Source organism: Streptomyces sp. SAS_270 (genome assembly GCF_052543295.1).
This window is the reverse complement of record NZ_JBMNDS010000017.1, coordinates 90,796-104,824: the sequence shown is the minus strand read 5'-3', so window position 1 is coordinate 104,824 and position 14,029 is coordinate 90,796. Positions and strand designations below refer to the sequence as shown.

Sequence of the window (14,029 nt, the reverse complement as noted above, 5' to 3'; positions counted from 1 at the left end):
GGCGCCGGGGCTCCGCCGACGGCACCACCCGATCCGGGGACACCCGATCTCAGGACGCCCGACCCGACGGTAGCCACCCCGCCCCCCTGCCCGCCGACCTCCACCCCCGCCGTCCCCTCCTCGCCGACCTCGGCGTTGCCCTCGCGGCCGTTCTGCTCGTGCTGGCTGCCGTGCTGGTGGGTACCGCTATTCAGCGGGCGGACGGCACGCTGTTCGTGAACTGGCCGCCGCTGCTGGCGAGTTGGGGGCCACATGTGGGTCCGGGCACGCCGGCCGCGGTCGTGGTGGCGGGCGTCGTCGTGGTGTACGGGCCCCGGGTGGCCGCGCGGCTGCCCTGGCGGGCGCTGCTGGGCGGGGCGTGGGCGGCGGCCGTGGTGTGGACGTTCTCGCTCGCGCTGGTCGACGGCTGGCAGCGGGGGGTCGCCCGGCGGCTGACGAGCAGGTACGAATACCTCCAGGTCATCGACCGCTTCCACGACATCCCGGCCACCCTGCGGGACTTCACCGCTCACATCCTGCTCGGCTCCCCCGAGCACTGGCCCGCCCATGTCGCCGGGCACCCCCCGGCGGCGACCCTCACCTTCGTCCTCCTCGACCGGATCGGGCTCGGCGGCGGCGCCTGGGCCGGTGTCTGGTGCATCACCGTCGGCGGGACGGCGTGCGTGGCCGTCCTCGTCGCCGTACGGGCGCTGGCCGGTGAGGCCCTGGCTCGGCGGGCGGCGCCGTTCCTCGTGCTCGCGCCCACCGCCGTGTGGGTGGGCACGTCCGCCGACGGCTACTTCGCGGCGGTCGCCGCCTGGGCCCTGGCCCTGCTCGCGCTGGCGGTCACCGGCCCCGCGCCCCGGACCTGCGCCGCGGCCGCGGGGCTCCTCCTCGGGCTCGCCTGCTACCTCTCGTACGGCCTGACACTGATCGCCGTGATCGCCGGGGCGGTGCTGCTGCTCGGCCGCGACGGCTTGCGCACCCGGACCCTGTCCCTGCTCCTCCCCGGGCTCCTCGGACTCGCCGTCGTCCCGGTCGCCTTCACCCTCGCGGGCTTCGACTGGTGGGAGGCGTACCGCCTGCTGGTCGTCCGCTACGGCCAGGGCGCGGGCGGCTTCCGGCCGTACGGCTACTGGGTGTGGGCCAACCTCGCGTGCACGGTGCTGATGGCGGGGCTCGCCACGGTGGCGGGCCTGCGGCGGGCGGGCGCCTCCCTGCGAGCGCCCCGCGCCGGGGCCCGCGCCGGCGCCGGCGATCCCGGCGACCGGCGGCTCGCGCTCCTCGTGCTCGCCGCCCTGCTCGCCCTCCTCGTCGCCGACCTCTCCGGGATGAGCAAGGCGGAGACGGAACGGATCTGGCTGCCGTTCGCGGTGTGGCTGCTGCCCGCGGGGGCGTTCCTGACCGGTCCACGGGCCTGGCTCGCCGCCCAGGCCGGGCTCGCCCTGCTGGTCAATCACCTGCTGCTGACGGGCTGGTGACCGGGCCGGGCCCCCGGCGCCGTACGGCGAAAACCGTTGTGTCGTCGGCCAGACGGCCCCCGCAGTGCCGCAGCGTGCCGTCGCGCACGAACCGGACCAGACGCTGCGGTTCGGCCGTGCCCGGGTCGGCGGACACCGCCTCGGCGACCCGCTTGCGCAGCGGATAGAAGACCCCCTGGGCGTCCCGGGCCTCGGTCACCCCGTCGCTGACCAGCAGGAGGGTCTCGCCGGGGGCCAGCGCAACGGTGAGGACCAGGGGCGGCGCGTCCGTGAACTCACTGAGTCCGAGCGGGAGTCCGTCCCCCGGCGGGAGTCGGCGTACGCCGCCGGGAGCGACCACGAGCGGCGGCTCATGCCCGAAATTGACCACCTCCACGACGTCCGGAGGCGGCTCACCCGCGCCGGACGTGTCCGGAAATCCGACCAGGACACCCGTCGCGAACCGCTCGCCGTCACCCCGCCCCACCGCCTTGCGGTACCGCACGTGCCGGAGCATCCGCACCTCCAGACGGTCGGCCACCGTGGCGAGTTCCGGCTCGTGGTAAGCCGCCTCGCGGAACGTGCCGAGCAGCGCCGCGGCCGCCTCCACCGCCCCGAGCCCCTTGCCCTGGACGTCACCGAGGACGACACGGGTGCCGCGCGGGCCCGGCTGGATGTCGTAGAAGTCGCCGCCGACGCGCGCCTCGCTGTCGGCGGCGAGGTACACCGCCGCGTGGTCGAGGTCCCCCCAGCCGGGCGGCAGCGGGCGCAGCACCGTGCGCCGGGTGGTCTCGGCGATGTCCCGCATGTGCAGCATGCGCCGCTCGCCGCGGACCCGGACCGCGCAGGCGAGCGTCGCGAGGACACCGCCGACGGCGACGAGGATGAAGTCGGGCAGGCCGGTCTGGTACTGGTGCGGCCAGGCGTTGTCCACGAGGACGTACGTCAGCAGCGAGAGCACCGCGAACGCCGCCGTGCCCCACACCCCGCAGATCGCGGCGGCGATCCCGGGCACCAGCACGATCCAGGAGATGACCCGGAACTCGCCGCTGGTGTTCCAGTCGACCGCGGCGATCGCCCCGCACAGCAGCAGCGGTGGCACCCAGGCGACACTGCGGCCACGGACCCGCAGCAGCTTCTGCCGCTCGGCGGCGGCCGTCTCGTGCCCGGCGCGCGGCAGCCGGTCCAGCACGGCCCACCGGTCGCCCTGCCTCATGCGGTTCAGCGAAACACGCCGCCAGGTCGGCCGCATCCCGACCCGCATCCGACTTGCCAGCGGCCGGGGCGAGGTGTGCCCTGGTAAGCAGGGGCGAGGAGAGAGGAGTGCTCCCATGGCTCACGCAGCACCCGCTTCAGGGGCACCGGGAACACCACGCACAACCGGAACGGCCGGCCCGGCCGCAACCGCCGGGACCCCCGACATCTTCGGTGCGCAGGCGCACACCGCGGCGAGGTGGGGCCTGCCCGTGGCGGGCGGGCTCCTGTACGGCTTCTGGGCCGCGGCGATCAACCGCAGCGGCGGGCCGATCACGGGCTGGAACATCCTGTTCGGATTCGTCTGCGCCATCGTGTTCGCGGCCATGTGGATCGGCGTACGGATGCTGGCGCCCCTCATGAAGCGCGAGGTGCACGCCCTGCTGTGGACGGCGTTCGCGGGCATCGCGTTCGGCTTCCTGTACAGCCAGACCGGCACGACCGTCCTGCGGTCCACGATGATGGCGCTCGGCGTCGCGGCAGGCGTCTTCGCCGTCACGTTCTACCGGTACTACACGCACGAGGACGCGGAGGGCCACCGGGTGAGCTGACGCTCGAAGACCCCGTGGGGAGCCCCTGAGAGGGGCTTTCCACGGGGTCTCGACGGGCTCCCACGGGTGAGGCCCCGGCAACGGCTGCCGGGGCCTCACCCTTCACCCGATTCCCTCATTCACCCACCACCTGGGACCATGCCCCAGGAGCTCGAAGAGGCACCGGCCGCGCTCCAGCTCCACGTCCCGGAGGCGCTGAAGCTCCAGGCGCCGGAGCTCGAACTGCTCCACGAGTCGTTGCGTGAGCCGTCGTGCCAGGAGTCGTTCTTCCAGGAGTCGTCCTTCCAGCCGGGGCACGGGTCGCAGCTCGGCACGCCCTGGTTGCCGGTGTCGACGAACGCGGCGCTTGCCCAGGCCTGCGCTCCGACCAGCCAGTACCAGTACGGGTTGCCGAAGACGCTCTGTCCGAGTACCGCGCAACGGACCCGGTCCTGGCTGCCCGGCGAGAGCACGCCGACAACGGCCGAGTTCGTGGTGGGCTGCTCCCGGAGGTTCAGCTCTCCGCGGGAGACGACGGTGCCCCAGATGGGGTCGTGATGGCCGTGGCCACCGGTGGTGGTCTGTGTCGGCGGAACTGCCGCCGCCGAGGTTCCTGCGGCCACGACGGTCAGAACACCGCCGGTGAACAGGGCCGCGACAAGGGTCCGCAGGGCCGGGGTGGTCCGCATGATCAACCTCCTTTTCCCCAGCTCCAGGAAACACCCGTTCGGGTGAGCCCTCCACCGGAGGGCTCACTCCCCAGCTCCCCCTTGGCTCCCCGCCCGCCCCACTTTCGGCTTGTCATATGCACCCATATGCAGTCAAACAGCTCGCGCACCGCGCCGAAGAGGCCTTGCCTGGTGGAGTGCCTCACCGTGTCCGGAGCGTCCTGTCGGCCGTGCTGATCGGCCTCGCCTGTCTGCTCGCGCCGCTCGGCGCGCTCTCGGCCTGGGCGACGTACGCGATCGGCGACACCGGCCGCTACGAGGCCACGATGGCGCCGCTCGCCACCGACCGGAACGTGCGGGACGCGATCGCCGCGGGCATCGCCGACGGCATCATGCACGAGGTCCACGTGGGGCCGCCGCTGCGGGGGCCGGTGCACTCCTTCGTGCGGGACGCGGCGCGCTCGTTCACGCGGACACCGGCCTTCGCCGCGGCCTGGGAGGCCGCGAACCGGGCCGCGCACGACGCCGTCATGCAGGCCCTGCGCGACGGCAACGACCGGGCCGGCAACGGGCGCGGCGCCGGAGGCGGGGGCGGCGACGTGACCATCGACCTCGCGCCCGTCACCGAGCAGGTCAAACGTCAACTGGCCGACAACCACATGCCGTTGGCCGGCCGCATCCCCGTCGAGCACACCGCGACCACGGTGCTGCACGCCCGGGACGCGGGCCGGCTCCGGAAGGGGTTCCAGGTGCTCGAAGTCGCCGGTTTCTGGCTGCCGGTCGCGGCGGCCGTCCTCGCCTCGACGGGCATCCTCGTCGCCGTCTGCCGCCGCCGCGCGGTGCTCGCGACCGGGCTCGGTACCTCGCTGGGCGCCGCGCTGCTCGGCGCCGCCGTCGCCATCGGCCGCCGGCTCACCCTCGCCGACCTGCCGGCCGGGGTGTCCCGCTCGGCCGTCGGCGCGGTGTACGACGCCCTCACCGAGACGCTCCGCCAGGTCTCCTGGCTGCTGCTGGGGCTGGGCCTCGCGGTGGCACTGGGCGCCCTGCTCACGGGCCGGATCGCGCGAGCCCGGCAAGCGTCCGCAGCGCTCGCTCCAGCTGCCGCGGAGCAGCCGACGCAAGTCCGAGCCTGACGCAGTCCGCCACGGAGCCCGTTCCCGACGCGGGCGACACCACGAACGCCGGGCCCGGCGTGACCGCGATCCCGCGCGCCGCTGCCGCCGCCGTGAAGGTGTCCGCGCGCCACGGCTTCGGCAGCTCCCACCAGGCGAAGTACGCGTGCGGATCGGCGTGCACGGTGAAGTCGGCGAGGTGCTCGGCGACGAGTCCCTGCCGGCGTGCCGCGTCCGCGCGCTTGGCGGTGACCAGGCGGCCGACCGTCCCGTCCGCGATCCAGCGCACCGCCGCCTCCAGCGCGAAGCCGCCCGCCGCCCAGCCGCCGGAGCGCAGGGCGGCCCCGACAGCCCCCGCCCGCCCCTCGGGCACGACAAGGAATCCCACCGTCAGGCCGGGCGCCACCCGCTTGGACAGCCCGTCGACGACAAGGACGCGCTCGGGGGCGTGGGCGGCCAGCGGAGCGAGGTCCTGGTACAGGAACGACCAGATGCGGTCCTCCACGACGGGAAGGTCCAACTGTCTTACGACGGTGGCGAGTTCACTCCGCCTGCGGTGACCGGCGGTCACCGACGTCGGGTTGTGCAGCGTCGGCTGGACGTACACGGCGGACAGGGGTGCGGAGCGGTGGGCGGTCGCGACGGCGTCCGGGAGCAGCCCCTCCTCGTCCATGGCCAGCGGGACCAGGACGATGCCCAGGCGCTCCGCGATCTCCTTGACCAGGGGATACGTCAGCGCCTCGACGCCGACACGGCCCCCCGGCCGTACCAGCGAGGCGAGGGCGCCCGCGATGGCCTGGCGCGCGTTGCCCGCGAAGAGCAGCCGGGACGGGTCCGGGCGCCAGCCCGCCGTGGCGAGGAGCGCGGCGGCCGCCGCCCGGGCGGGTGCCGTGCCCGTGACGGACGCCGGGCGCAGCACCTCGGTCAGCAGGTCGGGGCGCAGCAGCGGCGCGAGGGCCGGGGCGAGCAGCTCCGACTGGCCGGGCGCGGAAGGGTAGTTGAGCTCCATGTTGACCGGGGCGGAAGGGTGGTCGGGGTCCCCGTCGGCCCACGCGGTGGTCACGGGACCGGCGGTCGTGGGATCAGGGCTCGTGGGATTGGTGGTCCGGGGCGCGCCGGTTGCGGGCTCGGCGAGCGCGCGGCCCGAGGGGACCGGCGCGGCACGCACGAACGTGCCGCGGCCGACCTCGCCGACGACGAGACCTCGCCGCACCAGTTCGCCGTACACCCGCCCGGCCGTCGACCCCGCGATGCCCGTGCGGCGCGCGAACGCCCGTTGCGTGGGCAGCCGTTCGCCGGGCCGCAGCCGTCCGGCGACGATGTCGTCGGCTATGCGGTCGGCGAGCCGCCGGTAGTCCTCCACGAGTTCCCCTCACTCCGTTCCCGGCACATTGCACCGAGGGCAAAGATCTTATTGCACCGAGCGGTTGGTGAACCTAGGGTCGTGGTCATGGCAACCACATCGGCACCTTTCCTTGCATACGATGACAAAGGGCGCGACTCCTCGACGCGGGCGCTGCCCCTCGTCCTGGTCCACGGCCACCCCTTCGACCGCACGATGTGGGCCCCGCAGATCACCGCGTTCTCGGCGACGCGCCGGGTCATCGCGCCGGACCTGCGCGGTTATGGCGAGTCCCCGGTGACCCCCGGTGTCACACCTCTTGAGGTGTTCGCCGGGGACATCGCGGCGCTGCTGGACGCCCTGGGCGTGGGGGAGTTCGTGCTCGCGGGGCTCTCCATGGGCGGCCAGATCGTCATGGAGTGCTACCGGCAGTTCCCGGAGCGCATCCGGGGCCTGGTCCTCGCCGACACCTTCCCGGCCGCCGAGACCGAGGAGGGCAGACGGGCCCGGGGCGCCATGGCGGACCGGCTGCTGCGCGAGGGGATGCGCGGATACGCCGACGAGGTGCTGTACAAGATGGTCGCGCCGTACTCGGACGCGGAGGTCGCCGCGCATGTGCACCGCATGATGACGGCGACCTCCCCCGAGGGCGCCGCGGCGGCCCTGCGCGGGCGGGCCGAGCGCCCCGACTACCGCGAGCTGCTGACCCGGGTCACCGTCCCGGCCCTGGTCGTGGTGGGTGCCGACGACGAGTACACCCCGGTGTCCGACGCCGAGGCGATGCACGCGGCCCTCCCCGACTCCACCCTCCGTGTGATCGACTCCGCCGCCCATCTACCGAACCTCGAGCGTGCCGAGGAGTTCAACGGGACAATGGAGACGTTCCTGGCGCGGGTGGACGATCAGAGGTGACTTCGGGGTCTCACGGCAACCTTCCCCCCGAAGTTCCCGTCCTTGAGGGAGGATTCGGACACTCCTCGCGAACGAGCTGAACAGCGGACGAGCGGAAGGCCTGGCCTTGGACAGTGCGACGGCTGAGTGGACGGAGTCGCAGGACGCGGCCGGCGGACAACGGCGGCGGCCCGGACGGGTGTTCGCGGGCTTCGCGGCCGGGCTGCTGTTCACCGTGGTGAGCGTGGTCGTCGGCTGCCGGGCGGCCGACAGCGACGGGATCACACCCGTGCCCCAACTGCTGGCCTTCCTGCCGTGGCTGCTCGCGCCCGCGGGCGTCGGCCTCGCCTTCGCGCTGCTCGCCCGGTGGCGGGTCGGGATGGTGTGGGGGGTCCTGGTGCTGGGGACGGTCGCCTGGTTCATCGAGCCTTACGGGAAGGTCGGCGAACCCGACGGGAAGTCCGTCGCCGAGCTGCGGGTGCTGACCTCCAACGTGCAGTTCGGCCGGGGCACCAACTCGCTGGTCACAGCGGTTCGGCGGGAGCGGCCCGACATCGTGTTCGTGGAGGAGTGCGAGCACAGGTGCTCCGGCACGCTCAAGAACACCTTCGGCGGGAGCCACGGCGGCTACCCGTACCGGGCGGCCGTCGAGGGCTCCGGATCCAACGGCTCCGTGATCATGAGCCGGTTCCCGCTCAAGGGCGCGGACGGTGTGCGCGGCACCATGGGCATGCCGGGTGCGGTCGCCGACGTCAACGGCCACGCCGTACGCCTGCAACTCGCGCACCCCATGCCCCCGCTGCCCGGCCAGCTCGGCGCCTGGCGGCGTGAGCTGGGCAGGCTGCGCGACTACGCCGCAACCAGCGACGGCTCCACCATCGTCGCCGGGGACTTCAACGCCTCCCAGGACCACGCCGCGTTCCGCCACATCCTCGACGCGGGGCTGCACGACGGCGCCCGCCTCGCGGGAAGCCCCCGCACCCCGAGCTGGCCCGCCCGCACCGCGCCCGTCATCGGCAGCCAGATCGACCACGTCCTCGTCTCCCCGGACTTCTCCGCGAGCAAGGCGTCCTTCCTCGACATCTCCGGCACCGATCACCGGGCGCTCCTCATCACACTGAGCCTCCACCAGCTCCGCTAGCGCCACCAGGTCCCCCGACTTCACCGGCCCCACCAGGGGACATGCGCTCCGGGCCCGATCGGCAATGCGGCCATAATGGGGCGCATGTCCCGCCCGTCCCGCCAGTTGTCCGGCGCCCTCACCCCTCCCGACTGGCTGGTCAGGAACCTCCAACCGCAGCAGGCACCCATCCCCTGGGCCGCCGTCGCCCGCGCCGCCGTCGCCATGGCCCTGCCGCTCGCGATCGGCCTGGCCGTGGACCGGCCCGCGTACGGCGCGCTCGCCTCCATGGGCGCCCTGTCCGGCGTCATCGGCGACACCGCCGACGCCTACCGCATGCGCATCCTCAACATCGCGATCCCCCAGCTCTTCGGCGCCCTCGGTGTCACCGTCGGCTCGCTGGTGTACGGCCACGGATGGCTCGCCGTCGCCGCGGTCACCGGGGTCGCGCTCGTCTCCGGGATGATCTCGACGATCGGCGCCGTCGCCTCCGTGTCCGGACTGCTCCTGCTCCTCAACTCCGTTGTGGGCGCGGGCCTCCCGATGCCGGGCGCGTGGTGGCTGGCCCCGCTGCTGATGTCCGGCGGCGGACTCCTCGTCCTCTTCCTGGCCCTGCTGGCCTGGCCGCTGCGGTCGGGCGTACCGGAGCGGGCCGCGGTCGCGGGGACGTACCGGCGGGTGGCCGAACTCCTGGCGGTCTGCGCGAACGAGGGCGCACGCGAGAACCGCGGGCCAGGGGAGACACCGGGAGAGAGCGGCGAGGCCGGGCGGACCGACGGGACCGGCGGAACCGGCGGAACCGGTAGCAGTGACAGCCGCGATCTCCGTGACCTCCGTGACGCGTACGACCGCGCGCGGCACGCCGTCACCCAGTCGCTCAACCAGTCCTACGACCTCGTCCTCGCCCGGCGCGCCCGCCACCACGGCCGCAGCCCCGACCTCACCCGGCTGCTGGCCCAGTTGAACGCGATCACGCCGGTCGTGGAGGCCGCCCCCGCCGTCCACCAGTCCGGGAAGCCGCTGCCGGACGGGATTCCCACCGCCGTACGGCATCTCGCCGACGCCGTCGAGACGGGGTACACCGGTCCCATAGGGCTCGACCTGCCGACGCCCGCGTCGGAGACCGCCCGCGCCGTCGACCACGCCCTGCGGCACGCCGCCGGTGTCGTCACCGACCAGGATCCCGACCCGCGCACCATCGACGACCGCCTCGGCCGCCCGGCGGCGCTGCGCGTCCGCACCGGCCGCGTCGCCAGGAACGTCGTCCTGTCCGCAGCCTCCTGGCGCTACGGCCTGCGTCTCGCGCTGTGCATCGGTATCGCGCAGGCCCTGGTCTCGATCGTCCCGGTGCCGCGCTCGTACTGGGTCGCCCTCACCATCACCTTCGTGCTGAAGCCCGACTTCGGGTCGGTCTTCTCCCGGGCGCTGCTGCGCGCGCTGGGCACGGTGGCGGGACTGGCCGTCGCGGCCGCCGTGCTCACCGTCGTCCCCCGCGGCTGGTGGGACGTACCCGTGATGCTGGTGCTCGCACCGCTCATCCCCGCCCTGACCCCGCGCGGCTACGGCTACCAGACCGCCGCCATCACCCCGGTCATCCTGCTCCTCTCCGACATCCTCAACCACCAGGGCACCGGCCTGCTGGTGCCGCGTCTCGTCGACTCCCTCATGGGCTGCGCGATCGCCCTGGTGGCCGGCTATCTCCTCTGGCCGGAGAGCTGGCACACCCGGGTCGGCGACCGGCTCGCGGACGCGGTCGCGGACACCGCCCGCTACGTCGAGTCCGCCTTCGGCGCCGGCACGGAGCCGGCGGCCCGCGCCCGGATGCGCCGCGGTCTGTACCGCGATCTTTCCGTCATCCGTACGGAGTTCCAGCGCGCCCTGACCGAACCGCCGCCCACCGGCCGTCGCGCCGCCGCGTGGTGGCCGCTCGTCGTCGCCGTCGAGCGGATCGTGGACGCGACGACGGCGGCGCGGGTACGGATCAAACACGGCGCCGAGCCGCCGTCCACCGCCGAGATCGCGCAAGTGGCGCTCCAGCTACGGGAGTTGTCGCAGGGACTGCGCGAGACCGACGTCCTCGTGGAGGTCCGCACGGATCTCACCGGGCCTCCGGGCAGCGTGCTCGAACCGCTCCGCCAGGAGGTCGCGGCGGCACGCACGATCGCCTCGCCGCACTGATCCGGTAGGGGCTCGCCACCCACCCGAGCGGTAGTGCTGTTGACGCCGCCGCCCGGCCACTGCGCCCCCGGCCAAGATCGCCGGCAGCGGCCGCTAACCTTACGTGTCCGTCCTGGCCAGGGATTGACGGGCTACAACTCATGCGAAGGGTTGCGCACATGGGCATTCTCACTCTCCTGCGGAACGCGTTCGGCCGCTCACGCAAGGACCGTGACGCCGACGCGGGGACCTCGCTGGAGGCTCCGGCTCCCACCATCCCCGCCCCGGCGACGGAACCGGCCCCTTCGCAGGAGGCCGCACCGAGGATTCCGTCCCCTTCCCCGGAACCGAAGCCGAAGCCCACCGCCGACGACCTCGTGTCCGCGGCCTTCGACAACGTGACCGTGCCGAAGCCGGCAGCCGAGCCGGAGGCCCCTGTGGCCGAGGCTGAGGCCGAAGTCGAGGCTGAGGTCGAGGCGCCGGTTGCGGTGGAACCTGAGCCGGAGCCGGTGGCTGCCGCGGAACCGGAACCGGAGCCGGTGGTCGAGCCCGAGCCCGAGCCGGAGCCCGTGGCAGTCGTCGAACCGGAGCCCGTCGTCGAGCCCGAGCCCGTCGTCGAGCCAGTGGCTGCGGCACCGGAACCGGTGGTCGAGCCCGAGCCCGAGCCGCTGGCAGCCGCGGCAGCGGAACCGGAGACGGTGGTCGAGCCCGAGCCCGAGCCGGAGCCCGTGGCAGTCGTCGAACCTGAGCCCGTCGTCGAGCCAGTGGCTGCGGCACCGGAACCGGTGATCGAACCGGCAGCCGAGGAGCCCGCGGAGGCCCCGGAGGCCGAGCAGACCCCCGAACCGGCAGTCGCCGACGTCGCTGATGCCCCACAGGGGCCACTCGCAGACGACGACGAGAGCCGCACGGGTGGTGCGGGTGGGAACAGCACGGCCGAGGGCGAAGCCGAGGCCGAGGCCGTGAAGGCCACAGCCCCCGCCCTGGCAACGGCGTCCAGGGAAGCCGCCGCCGCCCTCAAGAGGCGGGACCTCACCGGAACCCGCGCGAAGACCTACCTCGTACTGGACCGCTCCGCGTCCATGCGCCCGTACTACAAGGACGGCTCCGCCCAGGCCCTCGGCGAGCAGACCCTCGCACTCGCCGCCCACCTGGACCCCGAGGCCACGGTGCACGTCGTCTTCTTCTCCACGGAGCTGGACGGCACCGGCGAGCTGACCCTCGCCGCGCACGAGAACAAGATCGACGAGCTCCACGCGGGCCTCGGCCGTATGGGCCGTACCAGCTACCACGCCGCCGTACAGGAAGTCCTCGCCCAGCACGAGAAGTCGGACGACCCCAAGGCCCCCGCCCTGGTGGTCTTCCAGACGGACGGCGCCCCGGACGCGAAGACCCCCGCCACCCAGTCCCTCACGGACGCGGCGAAGTCCCACCCGGCCGTCTTCTTCTCCTTCGTCGCGTTCGGCGAGCACGAGAACAAGGCGTTCGACTACCTCCGCAAGCTGAAGACGGACAACACGTCGTTCTTCCACGCGGGCCCGACCCCGCGCGAGCTGACGGACGCCGAGCTCTTCGACGGCGTACTCGCGTCCTGGCGCCCGTAACCCCCAGCAGTCCGCACCACCCGCACAGCCCGCCCACGGCGTGCCACAGGCCGCCCGCTTCCCACCCACTAAAACGGGAAGCGGGCGGCCTACCCGTTTCGGCTACGATTTCAAGGTTCGTAGACGGCCCGGCATCCTTGCCGGAAGCGAGTTCCGTCACCGCACGTAGCGACTTGGGAGCAGCCCGCGATGGCTCGACACCTCATCACCAGCGCCCTTCCGTACATCAACGGAATCAAGCACCTGGGCAACATGGTGGGGTCCATGCTCCCGGCGGACGTGTACTCCCGGTACCTCCGCCAGCGCGGCCACGACGTGCTCTACATCTGCGCGACGGACGAGCACGGCACCCCGGCCGAGCTGGCGGCGAAGGAGCGGGGCCTGCCGGTCGCCGAGTTCTGCGCCCAGGCGCACGACGCGCAGAAGGCGGTGTACGACGGCTTCGAGCTGGCCTTCGACTACTTCGGCCGCAGCTCCTCCCCGCAGAACCGTGAGATCACCCAGCACTTCGCCCGCCGCCTGAACGAGAACGGGTTCATCGAGGAGCGGGCGATCCGTCAGGTCTACTCCCCGACCGACGGCCGCTTCCTCCCGGACCGCTACGTCGAGGGCACCTGCCCGCACTGCGGCTACGACAAGGCCCGCGGCGACCAGTGCGAGAACTGCACGCGCGTCCTGGACCCCACCGACCTGATCAACCCGCGCTCGGCGATCTCCGGCTCGACGGACCTGGAGGTCCGCGAGACGAAGCACCTCTTCCTCCTCCAGTCGAAGCTGCAGCACGAGGTGGAGGCGTGGATCGACGAGGTCGGCGACGAGTGGCCGCAGCTGGCCTCCTCCATCGCCCGCAAGTGGCTGACCGAGGGCCTGCACGACCGCGCGATCACCCGTGACCTGGACTGGGGCGTCCCGGTCCCGGCCGACACCTGGCCGGAGCTGGCCGCCGAGGGCAAGGTCTTCTACGTCTGGTTCGACGCCCCGATCGAGTACATCGGTGCGACGAAGGAGTGGTCGGACCAGGACCCGGACAACCGCGACTGGAAGTCCTGGTGGTACGAGCCCGACGGCGCCGCCGACGTCCGGTACACGGAGTTCATGGCGAAGGACAACGTCCCGTTCCACACGGTGATGTTCCCGGCCACGGAGCTCGGCATCCGCGAGCCCTGGAAGAAGGTCGACTACGTAAAGGCCTTCAACTGGCTGACGTACTACGGCGGAAAGTTCTCCACGTCCCAAAAGCGCGGCGTCTTCACGGACCACGCCCTGGAGATCCTGCCCGCGGACTACTGGCGTTACTTCCTCATCGCCAACGCCCCCGAGTCCGACGACTCGTCCTTCACGTGGGAGCACTTCACGACCACGGTGAACAAGGACCTGGCCGACACCCTCGGCAACTTCGTCAACCGCGTGCTGTCCTTCTCCAAGAAGCGCTTCGGCGAGGAGGTCCCCGCGGGAGCGGCGGCGGGTGAGCCGGAGGCGAAGCTGGGCGAGGAGATCGCCTCGCTCCTCGCCGAGTACGAGACCCAGATGGAGGCCCTCCAGTTCCGCAAGGCCGCGGCCGCGCTGCGCGCCCTGTGGTCCGCGGGCAACTCCTACCTGGAGGAGAAGGCCCCCTGGCTGGAGATCAAGACCGACCCCGAGGGCGCGGCCCTGACCCTGCGCACCGCGATGAACCTCATCCACCTCTACTCGGTGGTCTCCGAGCCCTTCATCCCGGCGTCGTCCGCCGCCATGCGCGCGGCCTTCGCCCTCCCCGCCGACACGGCGAAGTGGGTCACGGCGGACGAGGCCCGCACCCTGTCCTCCGTCCCCGCCGGCACCCCCTTCACGGTTCCCCCGGTCCTCTTCGCCAAGATCACGGACGAGGACCTGGAGTCGTACAAGGAGCGCTTCGGCGGCGCGTCCGAGTAAG

At 72.8% G+C, this 14,029-nt stretch carries 11 protein-coding genes; 8 read left to right on the top strand and 3 right to left on the bottom strand.

Going from position 1 to position 14,029, the window contains the following annotated elements; genetic code table 11:
* Positions 1-86 precede the first annotated feature (86 nt).
* The gene (locus ACN6LB_RS14685) at positions 87-1,460 is read left to right on the top strand and encodes a hypothetical protein (protein WP_445026212.1); all 1,374 of its coding nucleotides are present in this window, start codon (positions 87-89) and stop codon (positions 1,458-1,460) included.
* Here ACN6LB_RS14685 and ACN6LB_RS14680 read toward each other — a convergent pair.
* The gene (locus tag ACN6LB_RS14680; protein WP_445026179.1) at positions 1,432-2,655 is read right to left on the bottom strand and encodes a PP2C family protein-serine/threonine phosphatase; all 1,224 of its coding nucleotides are present in this window, start codon (positions 2,653-2,655) and stop codon (positions 1,432-1,434) included. The two genes, ACN6LB_RS14685 and ACN6LB_RS14680, sit on opposite strands and share 29 nt — an antisense overlap.
* 115 nt (positions 2,656-2,770) lie before the next feature.
* Between ACN6LB_RS14680 and ACN6LB_RS14675 the strand changes: the two genes are divergently transcribed.
* Positions 2,771-3,244, top strand: coding sequence for a hypothetical protein (locus tag ACN6LB_RS14675; protein WP_445026178.1), 474 nt, complete (start codon positions 2,771-2,773; stop codon positions 3,242-3,244).
* Between the two features lie 119 nt (positions 3,245-3,363).
* On the opposite strand, the gene ACN6LB_RS14670 is transcribed toward ACN6LB_RS14675, so the two are convergent.
* Positions 3,364-3,912: an SH3 domain-containing protein gene (locus ACN6LB_RS14670; protein ID WP_445026177.1), complete on the bottom strand. Its 549-nt coding sequence runs from the start codon at positions 3,910-3,912 to the stop codon at positions 3,364-3,366.
* A 176-nt stretch (positions 3,913-4,088) separates the two neighbouring features.
* Between ACN6LB_RS14670 and ACN6LB_RS14665 the strand changes: the two genes are divergently transcribed.
* Positions 4,089-5,024 carry a hypothetical protein gene (locus ACN6LB_RS14665; protein WP_445026176.1) on the top strand — a complete coding sequence of 312 codons (936 nt, stop codon included), beginning with the start codon at positions 4,089-4,091 and terminating at the stop codon, positions 5,022-5,024.
* On the opposite strand, the gene ACN6LB_RS14660 is transcribed toward ACN6LB_RS14665, so the two are convergent.
* Positions 4,939-6,366 (bottom strand): aminotransferase-like domain-containing protein, encoded by a 1,428-nt coding sequence (locus tag ACN6LB_RS14660; RefSeq protein WP_445026175.1) that lies wholly within the window; start codon positions 6,364-6,366, stop codon positions 4,939-4,941. The genes ACN6LB_RS14665 and ACN6LB_RS14660 overlap by 86 nt on opposite strands.
* Positions 6,367-6,453: 87 nt before the next feature.
* Here ACN6LB_RS14660 and ACN6LB_RS14655 point away from each other — a divergent pair, with 87 nt between their 5' ends.
* The 5 genes from ACN6LB_RS14655 to metG all read left to right on the top strand — a co-directional run bounded on the left by ACN6LB_RS14655 (position 6,454) and on the right by metG (position 14,028).
* The gene (locus ACN6LB_RS14655) at positions 6,454-7,257 is read left to right on the top strand and encodes an alpha/beta fold hydrolase (RefSeq protein WP_445026174.1); all 804 of its coding nucleotides are present in this window, start codon (positions 6,454-6,456) and stop codon (positions 7,255-7,257) included.
* A gap of 106 nt (positions 7,258-7,363) precedes the next feature.
* Entirely contained in the window at positions 7,364-8,377 is a 1,014-nt protein-coding gene (locus ACN6LB_RS14650) for an endonuclease/exonuclease/phosphatase family protein (RefSeq protein WP_445026173.1), read from the top strand.
* 84 nt (positions 8,378-8,461) lie between these two features.
* Complete coding sequence (locus tag ACN6LB_RS14645) at positions 8,462-10,534, top strand: FUSC family protein (protein ID WP_445026172.1); 2,073 nt, start codon at positions 8,462-8,464, stop codon at positions 10,532-10,534.
* 158 nt (positions 10,535-10,692) lie between these two features.
* Complete coding sequence (locus ACN6LB_RS14640) at positions 10,693-12,117, top strand: VWA domain-containing protein (protein WP_445026171.1); 1,425 nt, start codon at positions 10,693-10,695, stop codon at positions 12,115-12,117.
* A gap of 189 nt (positions 12,118-12,306) precedes the next feature.
* Positions 12,307-14,028 carry a methionine--tRNA ligase gene (gene metG / locus ACN6LB_RS14635; protein WP_445026170.1) on the top strand — a complete coding sequence of 574 codons (1,722 nt, stop codon included), beginning with the start codon at positions 12,307-12,309 and terminating at the stop codon, positions 14,026-14,028.
* The last annotated feature ends 1 nt before the right edge of the window (position 14,029 follow it).